General features: G+C 41.3%; 20 protein-coding genes, 1 tRNA gene and 2 pseudogenes. 17 read left to right on the forward strand and 6 right to left on the reverse strand.

What is annotated here, in order from left to right; translation table 11 throughout:
• Window positions 1–53: 53 nt before the first annotated feature.
• Window positions 54–2,448: pseudogene (locus tag HK413_RS17290) on the forward strand (family 78 glycoside hydrolase catalytic domain); the annotation flags it as partial.
• A gap of 42 nt (window positions 2,449–2,490) precedes the next feature.
• Window positions 2,491–2,826: an alpha-L-rhamnosidase C-terminal domain-containing protein gene (locus tag HK413_RS17295; RefSeq protein WP_246230009.1), complete on the forward strand. Its 336-nt coding sequence runs from the start codon at window positions 2,491–2,493 to the stop codon at window positions 2,824–2,826.
• 19 nt (window positions 2,827–2,845) lie between these two features.
• Here the strand turns inward: HK413_RS17295 and HK413_RS07500 are convergent, their stop codons facing one another.
• The 3 genes from HK413_RS07500 to HK413_RS07510 are packed head-to-tail and all read right to left on the reverse strand — an operon-like array spanning window position 2,846 to window position 3,948.
• Window positions 2,846–3,310 carry a basic secretory protein-like protein gene (locus HK413_RS07500; protein ID WP_175269737.1) on the reverse strand — a complete coding sequence of 155 codons (465 nt, stop codon included), beginning with the start codon at window positions 3,308–3,310 and terminating at the stop codon, window positions 2,846–2,848.
• Window positions 3,291–3,632, reverse strand: coding sequence for a hypothetical protein (locus HK413_RS07505; protein ID WP_175269738.1), 342 nt, complete (start codon window positions 3,630–3,632; stop codon window positions 3,291–3,293). Before HK413_RS07505 ends, HK413_RS07500 begins: the two co-directional genes overlap by 20 nt.
• Window positions 3,622–3,948 carry a hypothetical protein gene (locus HK413_RS07510; RefSeq protein ID WP_175269739.1) on the reverse strand — a complete coding sequence of 109 codons (327 nt, stop codon included), beginning with the start codon at window positions 3,946–3,948 and terminating at the stop codon, window positions 3,622–3,624. Before HK413_RS07510 ends, HK413_RS07505 begins: the two co-directional genes overlap by 11 nt.
• Window positions 3,949–4,202: 254 nt before the next feature.
• Here HK413_RS07510 and HK413_RS15085 point away from each other — a divergent pair, with 254 nt between their 5' ends.
• From HK413_RS15085 to HK413_RS15095, 3 genes are all read left to right on the forward strand, one after another.
• Complete coding sequence (locus tag HK413_RS15085; protein WP_317169376.1) at window positions 4,203–4,511, forward strand: metallophosphoesterase family protein; 309 nt, start codon at window positions 4,203–4,205, stop codon at window positions 4,509–4,511.
• Complete coding sequence (locus HK413_RS15090) at window positions 4,508–4,789, forward strand: metallophosphoesterase family protein (RefSeq protein ID WP_217452151.1); 282 nt, start codon at window positions 4,508–4,510, stop codon at window positions 4,787–4,789. Before HK413_RS15085 ends, HK413_RS15090 begins: the two co-directional genes overlap by 4 nt.
• Before the next feature lie 220 nt (window positions 4,790–5,009).
• A complete protein-coding gene (locus HK413_RS15095) occupies window positions 5,010–5,945 on the forward strand; it encodes an outer membrane protein assembly factor BamB family protein (protein WP_217452152.1) in 936 nt (311 codons plus the stop codon).
• A 37-nt stretch (window positions 5,946–5,982) separates the two neighbouring features.
• Here the strand turns inward: HK413_RS15095 and HK413_RS07520 are convergent, their stop codons facing one another.
• Together HK413_RS07520 and HK413_RS22100 are read right to left on the reverse strand one after the other, a co-directional pair.
• Window positions 5,983–6,624 carry an NHL repeat-containing protein gene (locus tag HK413_RS07520; RefSeq protein WP_246230006.1) on the reverse strand — a complete coding sequence of 214 codons (642 nt, stop codon included), beginning with the start codon at window positions 6,622–6,624 and terminating at the stop codon, window positions 5,983–5,985.
• 25 nt (window positions 6,625–6,649) lie between these two features.
• Window positions 6,650–6,838: pseudogene (locus tag HK413_RS22100) on the reverse strand (two-component regulator propeller domain-containing protein); the annotation flags it as partial.
• Window positions 6,839–7,115: 277 nt separating this feature from the next.
• Here HK413_RS22100 and HK413_RS15100 point away from each other — a divergent pair.
• The 8 genes from HK413_RS15100 (at window position 7,116) to HK413_RS07560 (ending at window position 11,990) form a co-directional block, all read left to right on the forward strand.
• Window positions 7,116–7,844, forward strand: coding sequence for an acyltransferase family protein (locus tag HK413_RS15100; protein WP_217452153.1), 729 nt, complete (start codon window positions 7,116–7,118; stop codon window positions 7,842–7,844).
• Window positions 7,831–8,190, forward strand: coding sequence for a hypothetical protein (locus HK413_RS15105; RefSeq protein WP_217452154.1), 360 nt, complete (start codon window positions 7,831–7,833; stop codon window positions 8,188–8,190). Before HK413_RS15100 ends, HK413_RS15105 begins: the two co-directional genes overlap by 14 nt.
• Window positions 8,191–8,739: 549 nt before the next feature.
• Window positions 8,740–9,318, forward strand: a complete 579-nt coding sequence (locus tag HK413_RS20950; RefSeq protein ID WP_175269742.1) for a sensor histidine kinase — start codon at window positions 8,740–8,742, stop codon at window positions 9,316–9,318.
• A 56-nt stretch (window positions 9,319–9,374) separates the two neighbouring features.
• On the forward strand, window positions 9,375–9,842 hold the full coding sequence (locus tag HK413_RS07540; RefSeq protein WP_217452155.1) for an ATP-binding protein: 468 nt from the start codon (window positions 9,375–9,377) through the stop codon (window positions 9,840–9,842).
• Window positions 9,843–9,856: 14 nt separating this feature from the next.
• Window positions 9,857–10,147: a response regulator gene (locus tag HK413_RS07545; RefSeq protein WP_175269749.1), complete on the forward strand. Its 291-nt coding sequence runs from the start codon at window positions 9,857–9,859 to the stop codon at window positions 10,145–10,147.
• A 184-nt stretch (window positions 10,148–10,331) separates the two neighbouring features.
• Window positions 10,332–11,018, forward strand: a complete 687-nt coding sequence (locus HK413_RS07550; RefSeq protein ID WP_175269744.1) for a histidine kinase — start codon at window positions 10,332–10,334, stop codon at window positions 11,016–11,018.
• A 17-nt stretch (window positions 11,019–11,035) separates the two neighbouring features.
• On the forward strand, window positions 11,036–11,248 hold the full coding sequence (locus HK413_RS07555; protein ID WP_175269745.1) for a hypothetical protein: 213 nt from the start codon (window positions 11,036–11,038) through the stop codon (window positions 11,246–11,248).
• Window positions 11,249–11,351: 103 nt separating this feature from the next.
• Window positions 11,352–11,990 carry a LytR/AlgR family response regulator transcription factor gene (locus HK413_RS07560; protein WP_246230008.1) on the forward strand — a complete coding sequence of 213 codons (639 nt, stop codon included), beginning with the start codon at window positions 11,352–11,354 and terminating at the stop codon, window positions 11,988–11,990.
• A gap of 85 nt (window positions 11,991–12,075) precedes the next feature.
• Here the strand turns inward: HK413_RS07560 and HK413_RS07565 are convergent, their stop codons facing one another.
• Complete coding sequence (locus tag HK413_RS07565; RefSeq protein WP_175269746.1) at window positions 12,076–12,870, reverse strand: CPBP family intramembrane glutamic endopeptidase; 795 nt, start codon at window positions 12,868–12,870, stop codon at window positions 12,076–12,078.
• Between the two features lie 219 nt (window positions 12,871–13,089).
• Between HK413_RS07565 and hscB the strand changes: the two genes are divergently transcribed.
• From hscB to HK413_RS07585, 4 genes are all read left to right on the forward strand, one after another.
• Window positions 13,090–13,617 carry a Fe-S protein assembly co-chaperone HscB gene (gene hscB, locus HK413_RS07570; RefSeq protein ID WP_175269747.1) on the forward strand — a complete coding sequence of 176 codons (528 nt, stop codon included), beginning with the start codon at window positions 13,090–13,092 and terminating at the stop codon, window positions 13,615–13,617.
• 29 nt (window positions 13,618–13,646) lie between these two features.
• A tRNA-Leu gene (locus HK413_RS07575) sits at window positions 13,647–13,726 on the forward strand.
• Window positions 13,727–13,873: 147 nt separating this feature from the next.
• Window positions 13,874–14,083 (forward strand): hypothetical protein, encoded by a 210-nt coding sequence (locus tag HK413_RS07580; protein WP_217452156.1) that lies wholly within the window; start codon window positions 13,874–13,876, stop codon window positions 14,081–14,083.
• A 136-nt stretch (window positions 14,084–14,219) separates the two neighbouring features.
• Window positions 14,220–15,221 carry a sensor histidine kinase gene (locus HK413_RS07585; protein WP_175269748.1) on the forward strand — a complete coding sequence of 334 codons (1,002 nt, stop codon included), beginning with the start codon at window positions 14,220–14,222 and terminating at the stop codon, window positions 15,219–15,221.
• The last annotated feature ends 39 nt before the right edge of the window (window positions 15,222–15,260 follow it).

Here is a 15,260-nt window from a genome sequence, read left to right on the forward strand (position 1 = left end):
AACATTATCATAAATACATATATTACATTTCAGATAACCAATCATACCTGTAAATGAGCCACCCTAAGAAAAAAGCGCCTGTAAGAGCGTTGCTAACCGCTATTATTTTATTTGTTGCTTTTACTGATATCCACGCGCAATTAATCGTTAATAAAACCTTGTGCGAAAACAAGGTTAACCCTTTAGGTGTATCAATAAAAAACCTGCATTTTGGCTGGGAACTTTCATCAACCCAAAATGGTCAAAGTCAAACTGCTTATCAAATCGTTATAGCTACCTCGCCCCCAAAATTAAAAGCAGGCAATTATGTTTGGAACTCATCCGCAGTAAAAACAAACGAAAGCGTTTTGGTACCCTATAAAGGTAAAGCATTATTACCCGGTACGGTTTATTATTGGAAGGTAAAGGTTTGGGATAAAAATAACCGCGCATCAGTCTGGAGCAAAATAAGTCGCTTTTGCACCGGCTTGGAAAGTGCTGCTGACTGGAAAAACGCAAAATGGATAGGATATGAAGATCTGCCGGATTCCATGCGGGTAGTCCCGGGGATACATGGCCCCGATAAACCTGCTTTAAAAATTCTGGGTAACAGGGCTAAAGAACGTAGTGTAGTACCATATTTCCGTAAAGAATTTAAGACTGATAAAAAAGTCGTTAGCGCTTACGCTTTCATCAGTGGGCTTGGACAGTACGAGATGAGCGTGAATGGTAAAAAGGCGGGTGATGGTTTCTTAACTCCCGGCTGGACTTATTATGACAAAACTGTTTTATATAATGTGATAGATATAACTAACCTATTAACAATGGGCGTAAATACTTTAGGCGTTACCGTAGGCAACGGATTTTATTATATTAATCATGAACGATACACCAAAATGGTTGATGCCTTCGGGATGCCTAAGCTGATCTGTCGTGTAAAATTGACTTATGTTGATGGAACAACCGATGATGTGATCAGCAATAAAAGCTGGACAACCGCGCCATCGCCTATTACTTTTAGCAGCATTTATGGAGGCGAGGATTATGATGCGAGGCTTGAGCAGGCAGGCTGGGACAAAACGGGCTTTAACGACAGTAAATGGAAGAAAGCATTATTGGTAAAAGTACCAACTGGCCGATTAATTGCCGACCCGGATTACCCTGTAGCTGTTATGGATTCGTTCAAGGTTAAAACAATAACACAACCAAAACCCGGTGTTTATTTGTATGATTTCGGGCAAAATGCTTCCGGTATTATCGAATTAAAAGTTAAGGGGCGCAAAGGGCAGGTGGTAAAGCTTAGCCCGGCTGAAATATTAACTCCAACTAAAATGGCTAATCAGGGTGCTACTGGCGGTCCATATTATTTCGCTTACACTTTAAAAGGCGATGGCGTAGAAACCTTCCGGCCTAAGTTTACTTATTATGGGTTTAGATATATACAGGTGGAAGGAGCTATCCGGGCAGGAAGCACAGGCGACTTACCGGTTGTGGAGCAGTTTACATCTTTACATATCCGCAATTCATCACCTCAAAACGGAACTTTTAAATGCGATAACCAATTGTTTAACCGCATTTACACACTGATCAACTGGGCGATAAAAAGCAACTACCAGAGCGTGGTAACTGATTGTCCGCACCGCGAAGTTGAGCTGGCTGGAGCAGGATTACTTGATGGGAAACTCCATTCATTATAACACGGATAACTACGCGTTATACCGTAAGCTGGTTTTTGACCTGATAGATTCGCAGGACCCGAAAGGTTTTGTGCCTGACATAGCACCCGAGTTTGTACGCTTCGGCGGTGGTTTTTTAGATTCGCCCGAATGGGGGAGCAGCGCGGTTATATTGCCATGGCAACTATACAATTGGTATGGCGATAAGGATATTTTGGAGAAAGCTTATCCGATGATGACGAAGTACGTGGCTTACCTTGAAAGTAAATCGGACAACCATATTTTAAATTATGGCACGGGCGACTGGTTTGATTACGGACCGCGTCAACCCGGCGAGGCGCAGTTAACTCCAAAAGCACTTACCGCTACCGCGATATATTATTATGACGTTTTATTGCTGAGTAAAATGTCATCAATATTAAATAAAACTGCTGATGCCGCCTTATATACCAAACAGGCGTTGGCTGTGAAGCAGGCATTTAATGGTAAGTTTTTAAACGCGACAACCAATGTTTATTCCACGGGTAGCCAAACGGCAATGGCTATGCCTTTAAGTGTAGGTTTGGTTGATAATAGTATAAAAGCGGCAGTACTTAAAAATCTGACAGATTCCATCGCATTACATAACTATGCGCTTACTGCCGGTGATATAGGTTTTCATTTTTTAATTGACGCATTGGATAAAGGCGAGCAGTCGAGAATAATTTATGCGATGAATAACCGCGACGATGTGCCGGGCTATGGTTATCAGCTTAAAAAAGGGGCGACAGCACTTACAGAGTCATGGCCTGCATTAACAAATGTGTCAAACAATCACCTGATGCTTGGTCATATTATGGAATGGTTTTACAGCGGTTTAGCCGGGATAGGACAGGAGGAGGGTAGCGTGGGCTTTAAACAGCTAAAAATAAGGCCGCAGCCTGTGGGCGATATCACCAACGCATCCGGAACGTTTCATACACCTTATGGTTGGATAAGTACGAATTGGAAGATACAGAATAATAATTTTTTTTTGACAGTTACTATCCCCACAAACAGCAGCGCCAATGTTTATCTGCCTGTTAAAAGCGGACAGGCGGTATATATTAATGGTAAAAAGCAATCCCTTTATATCGATGAAACCGCTATTATAAAATGCGGCTCAGGCAAGTATTTAATTGAGGTAAAATAGTTCTTGTGCCTTTTGTATATCAAGCGTGAAAAAGCAAAAAGGCCCGGTGCATAATGTACCGGGCCTTTTTGCTGATATGGTTTAGATTAATTTCTTTCTTTACCGCTGTAATGAAGTGATACTTCAGGGTTCTTAGCATAATCGGCCCAAAGTTCATCAACGGTTTTACCGGATAAAGCTGCCCAGTGCCTTCAGTGTAAGTATGCGCCCTTAATTCTTTATCTAACTGTACGGCCATCCCCGGTTTTACTTTTTGCTCTATCCATTCAAAAAAGCGTGCGGTAACCCTATAGCTGTTTTTATAGCTCTGGGTCTCTTTAAACGCAGGTAAGTACCATTTTGAGCCGATATTATCCACGCCATATTCATAACGGATAAAGTCTGCGATACCTTCTGTCAACCAAACCGGGCCGGCACTGTAGCCATAACCTTGTACCAAATGGAAACCTTCGTGTGTTACAATATCAATCGGTAGGGTGCGCATTCATGTATTTAGTACTGAATAAAATGCGGTTACCACTCGCTTCGGCTACGCCTTTATAAGCAGTGTCTGTAACAAACACCACTTCGTGCGTGGTTTTATCATTAAATTTACTAACCAATGCAGGGAATACCTTAAAGTAAGTCTCTACCAGATCTTTTTTAATTGCAGGGTTAAAATCCGAGTTCTTATTAATGAAAACCAATTGATAGCCATCTCTTATGGTAGTATCTACCGAGTTCCAGTTTTTATGCAATGCTTCCTGCAAGCTGTTTTGGAAATTGGCGAAGTTCTTCTTATTTTTTATCCACTTGCTATTTACCACAAACTCGCTTTGGTTTTGCGCTTAAAGTAAAATCTTTAGCGTTTGTATCAATCACGCGCATGGTAACTTCTCTTGCCGTGCGGTAACCGTCGGCAGCAGCAAATCCCGGATATACTGCTTTAAAAGCAGCGCTTACCTGGGCCGTGTCAACTTTAACTTTTGTATCATTAACAACAGTTATTGAGTATGGGCGAGGAGCGTTACGCCTGCGTTGCGGATTTTGGCCCGTTGTTGCAGTAGCCGATGGGGTTGTCTGCGCAAATGCAGCAGCAGATAACATTACTAAAAAAGTGATTTTGGTAAGATTTTTGATCATGGGGCAATTTTAATTTTTCCTAAATATAATTCAAGAAAAGTTAAATCCATGTAAAAATGAAGCTACATTTATTTCCGTAACCAAAGTTTAATATTAATTGATGTTAAAGTAACCGGATATAGCGAAATTGCATCCTTTAAGATATTTACACCGATGAAGAAAATAGCATGGCTGACAGCAGTTTTAATTTTAATCCTTTTTAAAACCAACGCTCAAACTACCGCCGGAAATTTGCTCATGTTTCTGATATTCATATCGGCAGCGGGACGTCCGTAGCTGACCTTCAAAGAACCATAGCCGATATTAACGCTGATACCGAACTACAGTTTGTAATCATTTCCGGCGATATAACCGAGTTTGGCGCAGATGAGGAATTAACCCTTGCCAAATCGCTTTTAAGCGGCTTAACCAAACCACGGTATATTGTACCGGGCAATCATGATATGAATTGGTCTGAAAGCGGCGGCAATAGCTTTAAGACAGTTTTCGGGTCGGAGACATTCGCGTTTAATCATAGCGGTTTCCTGTTCCGGGTACCAATTGCGGGCCAAATATGCGGATGAGCCCGGGGCAGGTGCCACAAGAAAACCTGGTTTGGCTGGACTCGGTTTTAAAGGCGACGCCAAAAACAACGCCGGTTATATTTGTGAACCATTACCCAATTGATTCTGCCCTTAACAATTGGTACGAAGTTATCAATCGGCTAAAAACACGCAATACGCAGCTAATTATTTGCGGGCACGGGCATAGTAATCACCATCTTGATTTTGAAGGTATTCCGGGCGTTATGGGCCGCTCAAACTTAAGGGCCAAAGATTCAATAGGGGGTACAATATCGTAACCATCACCGGTGATTCGGTATTTTATAATGAGCGTACTCCCGGTGTTAAAACCAAACCAACCTGGACAAAAGACAGGCTATACGTCCATAGTTTTGAACACAGCGATCAATATCCGCGCCCGTCCTTTGCTATCAATAAACGCTTTAGTACAATAAAAAAGTTTGGAACATACAGGATGTTACCGACATAGGCGCAGGCAATGCCATTGCAGGCGACAGGGTGATAATAAGCAATACTGCAGGTTGGGTTAAAGCATATCGACTAAAAAATGGCAAACAACTATGGGCAACAAAAACCGGCGGCAAAATTTACAGCACACCTTATGCCGATGGAAATTATATAGTTGTTGCCAGTACCGATAAATACCTGTATTGTCTTGATAAAAATACCGGTAAAATTAACTGGAAAGTTAAAGCAGCTAAACCAATAGTAGCATCACCGGTGATAAATAACGGGCGGGTGTTTTGTGGCGGATCTGACGGACACTTCAGGTGTTATGATCTTGCTTCCGGTAGTTTGATGTGGGACTTTGCTGATGTTAAAGGCTTTGTTGTAACCCGGCCGCTAATAAAAAGCGGGAAAATATACTTTGGCGGTTGGGGCAATTATTTTTACGCCCTTAATGAACAAACTGGTGCATTAGTTTGGAACTGGACAAATGGTTCGGCTAACCGTATGTTTTCGCCGGCATCATGCGTGCCGGTAATAACCGGTAACAGGGTATTTATTGTAGCCCCCGACAGGTACATGACCTGCCTAAATGCCACCACCGGCGCAGTTATATGGCGCAAAGGCGATCCCAAAATAAGGATCCGTGAGGCTATGGGTGTTTCTGCAGACAGCACTTTGATCTACGGAAAAACCATGCAAGGAGAGGTGTTGGGTTTCTCAACCAAAGCCGATTCCATGGAGGTAAAATGGAATGCTAAAAGAAATATCGGTTATGATATCTCGCCATCACTAATAGAGGAACATCGCGGTTTGGTATTTACACTAAGCAACTCAGGCAATATTTATGCTTTTAAACGCGAAGATGGCTCGTTGGCATGGGTGCATAAACTATCCAACTGCCTGGTTAACCCGTTAAGTTTCTTTGATGAGGACAAATTGATAGGTACAACTATGGATGGTAAGATTGTTTGTTTGAAATATTAAATAAACCATCAGTGATATATATACAGTAAGATGTAAATTACTCATGATAAATTATCAAACCATGTTGGGTCGTCCCCAACCATTTGTAGCCCTGCCGGTCTACAGCTATTGATAAGATTCCGGGATTATCTGTCGGCATGTTAATAACCACAGGCTGAATATCATTTAGTCGCATTAATTCTGTACCACCCACCCATACTTTATCTCCTTCCAACCCCAGCGCTCGCGGCCCAAACACTTTCGCTGGCAAGGCAATCTCATTCCATTTGCCACCACTAAATTTAATAACTGAATGAACGGCGGTGCCGGTTAGTGTAGCTACAACTGCGTTATCCTTATCAACCCCGATTGCATACGGAAAAGTTGAGGGATATCCCATTAAATCTAGTTGATATGCTGTCCACACACCACTTTGGAATTTTTTAATTTTACTTCTAAAGCTAAATGGTTCATGCCCGCCTATCCATAAAGCGCCATTTTTATCTGTCACCATCGAAAGCGGTAGCTCACCTTCGGTTTCATCATGCAGTATCAATTGGTTTTGCGCGCTAATTTCAACTATCCCTTTTGGTGTTCCTACCCAAGTGCGTTTGTTTAGCGTATCGTGAGCAAGACTCATAATTTGCTGATCTGGCAATATAGAGTTTGTAGTTGTAATAACAGACCAAGGTTGTTCCATTAAACTTTGCCAATCCTTTATTCGTTCCTATCCACACAAGTCCATTATCCTGTGCAGCAATTGATAAAATAAAAGACGATGGCAGGCCCGAGTTTTGGTCATTATATACGGTCCATGTATCGCCGGAAATCCGAAGTAATCCATTTGCTGTGCCAATCCATTTTATACCTTGCTTATCAATTGCAATACTATTTACCTGTTGGTCGGGCAGCACGGAGTTTGTAGTATTATAGAATTGCCATCGTGGATTTTCATGTTCAAAATTAAGCTGTGGGTTTTCTTTATTTTTTTACAGGCGGGTGCAAAAGCTATACAGTATGTTATTAATAGGAGTCTGAATATTTTCATTATTAGTCTTACCTGCATTAATGATTTTAAAATGATAAGACGTAATATTATAGTAAAACGCTACAGTGAAAAATTATTTATCTTTAGATACAACTATATAGTAAGATTACTTTTCTGATAATAACCTTAACAAATCAATAATTATGGATCAAAGGCCGGAAAGGTTTACCTCGCTGGATGTGTTTCGCGGGATGACTATCTGTTTTATGATAATTGTAAACACACCCGGCAGCGGTGCCGAGCCGTTTGCGCCTTTGCAACATGCGCATTGGTTTGGATTTACACCAACCGACCTGGTTTTTCCATCATTTATGTTCGCGGTGGGTACGGCTATGAGTTTTTCTATGAAAAAGTTTACTGGTCTTAGCCAACCGGCCGTTCTATTAAAGATTTTTAAACGGGCGGCTATTATATTTTTATTGGGATACCTGATGTATTGGTTCCCATTTGTAAACCATGACGCGGCTAACGGTTGGACGTTAAAGCCAATTAGCCATACGCGTATTATGGGCGTACTTCAACGTATTGCTTTAGGATATTTGTTTGCGGCATTAATGGTTCGGTTCCTTTCTGCCAAGGGAATAATTATAGGCAGCCTTGTGCTTTTATTTGGTTATTGGTTTATATTGCTTATTTATGGCGATGCTACAGACCCTTACGGCATGCTCACCAACGCCGGTACTTATCTCGACAAGTTTATATTAGGCGATGCACACCTTTACCATGGCGAAGGCGTAGCGTTCGACCCTGAAGGGATACTAAGTACCCTGCCATCTATTGTAAACGTAACCATAGGCTACCCTGGCCGGGGAATTTATCCAGCAAAAAGGAAAAAATTACGAAACCATAGCCAAGCTGATGTTATGGGGTAGCTTTTTAATCTTCGCCGCCTTATGCTGGAATTTAACCTTTCCGATAGCTAAGAAACTATGGACAAGTCCGTTTGTGTTGCTAACTGTTGGTATCGATCTGCTGATTATCTCTCTATTGATCTACCTGATAGAGATCCGTAAAGGCAACACGGCATGGGCAGCTTTCTTTATCACCGCAGGTAAAAACCCGCTAACAATATACCTGTTTTCTGAATTATTTGTAACCGTGTTATACTTCATCCCCGTAAACGATACCAGCGCATACCAGTGGATAAATAATGTGGTGTTCCGGCCATACTTCCGGGCGCCGCTGGATCGTTATTGTTCGCTGTTTGTTATATGTTGATTTGCTGGAGTTTAGGTAAGTTTTTGGAAAGAAGAGGGGCATATATCAGGGCATAGAGCTAAGAGTTGTTAAAACATTGGAAGTAAGCATATTAATTATCATAACGCCGAAACAACTTAGCTTGTTAAGGGTTTAATATATATTTTGTTGCCGTAACTTGTATATACGAACTCTGAGCTCAAAACACCGCTTATATGGCGCTACCACATTATATTTTTAGCCGTTACCGTCACCTTCTAAACCAGCAGGACGATTTTCTTATCAGGACCCGGATAAAGTTAATGATGATTAGTTTGCTGTGCTTTATCGGGCTTTATATCATACTTAGTGTACTTTACGTTTTCCGGGAGCGCAATTTCCTGCTTTATCGAGCAATAAGTGCTGCGATATTATTTTCGGTTGGATTGGGCGTCCTGCTCTCTGCCCGGTGGCGCATCGCCACACATGTTTTTATAATTTGCCTTACCCTTCAAATCTGGTCAAATGTACTGCTATTTACGCCGGGTGTAAATATTGTTACGGTGCAGTACTCGGTATTGGTTTTAGCCAGTGCCTACTACATCCCGGGGCCTAAATGGGGCATTATTTATTCCCCTGGCTGCCACATTACTGATAATTGGCGAGGTGCTGCTGCAAAATTATATTCATTATGATATCTCGGTTCAAAATTTTAAAATCAACAGCGATGCTTATGCTTTAACAGCCTGTTTCAACTTTGTATTATTATTGTTTATTCATTACTCCTTTTTTAAGGCGTTGCGTAAGTCTAACAATCAGGAAAAAAACCTCCGGATTGGTTTACAAAAAGCGCTGTTGGAGGCTGAGGAAATCTCAACGGCAAAAACAAATTTCCTGACTACCATGTCGCACGAGTTGCGCACACCGTTAAACGCGATAATTGGCATGACTAATATTTTATTGATGGAAAACCCCAAGGCGACTCAAATGGAGAGTTTGAATATCCTGCGTTTTTCTGCCGATAACCTGATGGCTACGATTAATGATGTATTGGACTTCAATAATATCAATAACGAAAAGATTACCCCGGAAAATAGGGCGTTTAAAATAGAGGAGCTTATTGCTGGTATCATGGGCACGTTTCAGCCCGAGGCAAAAAGAAGCGCCTAAAGCTGGAATGTCAGTGTGATCCTAATTTAAAAGATGTAACCGTGTTGGGCGATCAGATGCGTTTAACCCAGATACTATTTCATTTAGTGGGTAATGCTATTAAATTTACTGAAAAAGGATTTGTCCTGTTGATGGTGGGCATTACTAACAGAGATAGTAAAACAGTCGGTCTTCATTTTAGTGTCGCCGATTCGGGGATTGGTATCCCTGAAGAATTAAAGGCGCAGATATTCGAACCATTTGCAGCATCCTTATCACGCACCAGCCGTCAGTTTCATGGCACCCTTGGCTTAACCATTGCCTTTCACCTGGTTAAGTTACATAACAGCCACCTTAATTTTAACAGCGAGGAAGGGATTGGTACTAAATTTGAATTTGATTTAAGCTACCCGGTTACAACTATGCCAGAGGTTGTTGAATCGCCGAAAGCGATTTCAGCGATCAGCGGAATGCGGGTGCTGGTTGTAGAGGATGAAAAGCTGAATATTTTAGTACTCAAAAAATACTGGCTAATTGGGGCATAACTCCTGATGTAGCAATGGACGGGCAAAAGGCCATAAAAGCCGTAATAGAGCATGATTATGATGTGATCCTGATGGATATAAATATGCCGATAATGGATGGATTTGAGGCCGCTAAGCAGATCCGCCATTTACCGTTACCTCATAAAAACACTATCCCCATCATCGCGGTAACTGCCTCTATCGGCGCGGCTATAGACAGGGTTAGTCAAAACCCTTTCATTGATGATTGTTTACTCAAGCCTTTTAATCCCGAGCATCTTAGGGACAAGTTGATGGAAATAGCGGGTAGAAATGTAATGAAGTAGCAGGGCGGCGATTACAGCATTTATAATACGTTTGCAGGCTTTTTTACCCTATTCGTCGTTTTTTATTGGCTTACTTCATATAAAATGGCAAATTTACTTATGCCAATATTTAATGCAGCTTATTTATTGTACCCAAAGGCATCGTATCGTATTACGCAGCACGTGGTCTTTTGGACACTCCTTTTTGCTGAGATTTTATCTTACGCTCATCACGTTTAATGTTTACAGCGGGCTCCCTGTCGGTGTAAAAGCGATGAGCTGTTTATTCGGCACAGGCTTTATTGCTGCTTTTTATTATGTATTGGTTAATGTGATATGGAAGCATATACTGCGCAAAAAGAAATATTTAACAACATTTATCATCATTATCGCTCTACTGGTTGGATATACGGTGGCGGATACCCTTACAGAAAGGTTAATACTAAATACATGCAAGGGGTGTATGGTTTCTCTGGCTAAAGATCAACCAAGTTATTACAATTTAGTTAGTTCAGATATTACCAATATTGTGCTCAAACGCCTAATAAGTTTTGGTACACCATTTTCACTCATATTTACGCTATTTATTCCTTTATGCCTTAAAACAATGTTAAATGCTTATCGCCGCAATATAGACAGCTTAAAACTGGCAAAAGAAAACGTTCAGCTGGAATTTAACTTCTTAAAGGCACAGTTAAACCCGCATTTTTTGTTTAACACGATGAATAATATTTACGGCCTCATCATAAGTGGTGACAAAGGACGATCGGCAGATCTTGTATCGCGCCTTTCAGAACTGCTTCGCTATATTTTATACGATTCAAATGAAGACAGCATGCCCCTTACAAAAGAGATCAAGCTGATCAATGATTATATCGAGCTGAAAAAGTAAGATTAAATTTTACAAAAGTGGTGTTCAATTATAGTATGGATGATGGCAATTATGAAATAGCCCCACTTTTATTGATCCCACTGATCGAAAATTCGTTTAAATTCAGTCCAGACGAGCCAGGATCATTCATCAGCATCTTTTTAGATGTTTTGAACGGAAGGCTTCGCTTTACGCTTGATAACCGTATTGACCCCCAACGAATCAAGGGGCGCACCGGGGGATCGGCTTAAAAAATCTTCAAAAAAGACTATCACTCTATTATCCCGATAGTTACTTGTACGCGCCCTCTATATCCGCAACTGATTATTCGGTAGATTTAACCATACAATTAACATGAAAATAAACTGCATGGTGGTTGACGACGAACCCATAGCCCGGGATATTCTTAAAACATATATTGAACGGATCCCGGAACTTACCCCGGTAAAAAGCTGTATGAATGCAACAGAAGCTTATGAGGGTTTACATGAGTACTCGGTCGACCTCGGGGTTTTTCTGGACATTCAAATGCCGGTGATCAGCGGAACTGAATTCCTGCGTTCGTTAAGGAAACCGCCGCTTGTGGTATTTACAACAGCTTACTCGCAATATGCCGTGGAAGGATTCGAACTGAATTCGGTTGATTATCTGGTAAAACCTATTGTGTTTGAACGATTTTATCAGGCGGTACAGAAAGTAACTGAACGCTTATATGCTTCTGCGCAGGTTGTCGTCCAAAAAGATGAAATGCCCGATTATCTTTTTATCAGGCAGGGTACTAAGCTGATCCGCGTAAATCATAGTGAGATAATATACATACAGGCCGAGCGTGATTTTTGCTCGGTTTATCTGACTGATAAGCGGTTGCTGGCCAGTTTGCACTTAAAGGTACTGGAGGATATGCTGCCGCAAAACAAGTTTTTTAGGGTACACCGGTCCTATATCGTTAATATGGAAAAGATCCGTGCTGTTAAAGGGAACACCCCGAATTAAGCAATGCTGAGATACCGATAGGGGCAAATTACCGCGAACAGCTTTTTAAGAAACTCCGGCTTTGAGTTATAATACGTACAATACTTTATTTCTTCGTGTCCCTTTGTCCCGGTACATTGATGAATAAAAGTAACAGAATGGCAATACTTACGATGACCAGGTAAGGCAGCAGAATAGTAGCAGAACCGTACCCGGGCTGGCCACCGCTAACCGTTATCAATGTTTTCGGGCCAGCGCCTGAAGTGCGGGGTATGAGCGCTTGTAAAAAATTCCAGCCCGTGTGTATCCCGGTAGGCAGCATCAGATTTTTGGTTTTGATATAGGCGAGGCCAAATAATATCGAGCCTAACCCGGTGGTAAGTATTACTGTGCCGGCATCCTGCAAGGACATGGAACGGTTAACATGCATAAGACCGAACGGTACTACTATTGCCAGTTGGGCAACCTGTGCGCCATATTTTTTTAACAGCGCCTGGAAAGGATAACCCCTGAATACAAACTCCCGGATATAGGTAGAGCAGGTGCACATGAGGAATGTGATCAGAATATATATAGGGTCAATCCTCGTGTTAAAATACCATTCTGCTTTTGTCAGCGCCAGCGTAATGATAGCTGTTATTATCAGCATCAGGCAGCCGAGAATAAGGCCGAAAAGCAATTGCATCCAATGACGCCTGGCTTGGGGATAGTAACCAAGTGATGACAGGCCCAAATTATCGTTTCGGAGTAAAAACCAGCTAATCAATAGCGATACTGCAAAAAAATAAAATAGCCCGTTAAGTGCCGGAACAATACCGGCGATGACAGTGGCCAGCCACATGATCAGAAAGTAGATCAATACTTTTAACCAGACTGCTAATTTTTGAATGAATGCTTTCATAATGCTCTTTTTTATTCAAAGAGCGTTAAAACTTAAATGCGATGAAAGAAAGATCGACCGGTACCTGTTTATTTCCTGCAAAACCCTTTAGTTAGCAGATGAACATTGGGAATAGCCAAAAAGGTATAAAGCGATAGTAGAGAAAAGATGATGAAATAGCGTGAAGAAATGTAATGAAGTAGGTATGTAATTCGTTACCATATCTGCTACCTTTGCACTATGATCAACTATTTTGACTTTTACGCCATACCCCAATCGTTTAACCCCGACGCCGCCCAGCTTAAAAAGAAGTTTTACGAATTAAGTAAGCAATATCATCCTGACTTTTATGCTAACGAGGGCGATACCAAACAGCAGGAAATACTGGAATTATCGACGATAAATAACAAGGCTTATCAAACACTTTCTGATCCCGCGAAGCGGTTAGAATATATTTTAAGGCTGCATGATCTGGTGTCAGATGGGGCCAAGCCACAGCTTCCGGCAGATTTCTTAATGGAGATGATGGATATTAACGAGCGCCTGATGGAAGTTGATAATCCTGCTGATCTGGGTAGCATAACCGCCGAAGTGCTTGCCGTTGAGGGCGATATGAGCGATGAGTTGAACAGCTTAACCGCCGATTATGAGCAACTGGATGACACTGCTAAAGAAAGCCGTTTAAATGATATTGCAAATATTTATTATCGGCAAAAATATCTGTTGCGAATTAAAGAGAGTTTAAATACATTTGCATCCCGCTTCTGAGCAGTTAATACGGCCTCAGACTAAGTAATGCCCAGCTGGCGGAATTGGTAGACGCGCTGGTCTCAAACACCTGTGGGAAACCGTGCCGGTTCGACTCCGGCGCTGGGTACAAAGCCCCGATAGAAATATCGGGGCTTTGTTGTTTACAGGCTATGATTTATTACTTTAGTAACATAGTGCTATAAACGTACCAGTACGACAATTACTTGCAAGACCAAATGACACAAAAAGAATTAGCGACATTAACAGACCAGAATTGCTACAAGAGGCAAAAAAAAATAAATCTGCTAACCTTACCGATGCCGTAATTATTGGTGTATTAATTGGTATTGCAATTTACAGCGCCGTTAAAAATGGTGTCGGCTTATTAAGTTTTATACCCTTAATTTATATACCAATAGCAGTTAAGAACAAGAAAAAGAACAAAGGGTTGGAAGATCTTTTAAAAGAAAGAAATTTGAAATAGAAATGATAATAAGTATAAAATAACCCTGACTATCTCAAACGATTTTGTTGTAATAATAACGCCGGTATAAGTATGCCATTATCGGATTGTTTAACTTCGCATCCTGTTAAGTTAATAAAAACCCCTTTCGGACATAATGAGCAACCTTAAACGGCTGGCCCTTTATTTAAACAACCAGTTAGGTAGCGCATCTCTCCCGGACGCGCAGTTACGGCTATTTACTTTAATGTTAGGAGCCAATGTTGTTAAAGGCAGCATTTATTGGTATGATGCGGTTGTTAACCATGCGGGCGACGGAACCGGCCGAGCGATACGCCTTATACTAACATCGATATTGATCATTTTTATATTACGTAGGTTCCCCAAAATTATCTATTGGGGTATTCACTACGCGGTCTTAGGCACTATACTTCATATATACTATCGGGTGTTTAACCAGGCAATAGGTGCCGATGTTGTTTCACTTCAGGCTATTGTAATGGTAGTTATTTCCTCTTTTTATGGGCTGGGAAAAAGATGGGGAACGGTGTATACAGTTATAGCAGCCGCGTCGGTGATACTTGTGCATTACATATCATACCGCTTTACGGGGCTGCATCCTTTGCCGCAGAACTTAAACGATATTTACATTGCAATTAACTGGCTGGTTATTTTGCTTTCGCACGTTTATTTTCATGGGGTACTTTTTGGAAACTTAAGGGAAAGTAAATTACTTAGTTTACGGCTTGCCGATGTTGCTGAAGCAAAGAGCAATTTCCTTTCAACAATGTCTCACGAACTGCGCACACCCTTAAACTCCGTGATTGGAATAGCGGGCCTTCTTATCAGCGATGAGAGTAATGCAAAACAAAAAGAACAACTTGACATGCTTAAGTTTTCTGCAGAAGGGTTGTTAACGCTCATCAATGACATCTTAGACATCAATAAATTAGACTCCGGAAAACTGGAGTTAGAATCTACTTCGTTTTCATTAGATACGCTGTTGGGCGGAATAGCAGGGGGAATGGAATTCAAAGCGCATGAGAAAGGCCTGAAATTTAAACTGTCTGTCAGCAACAAACTAAAGCATTTTGGTTACTATCCCCAAGCCGGCGTCATTGGATGCAATTGCTTTTCGGCCTTATTCTCGGCTGCCTGATGCTGATAATAACAGCTATCATTACGCTGGCGCTGACAA

It is taken from the genome of Mucilaginibacter humi (genome assembly GCF_013087555.1).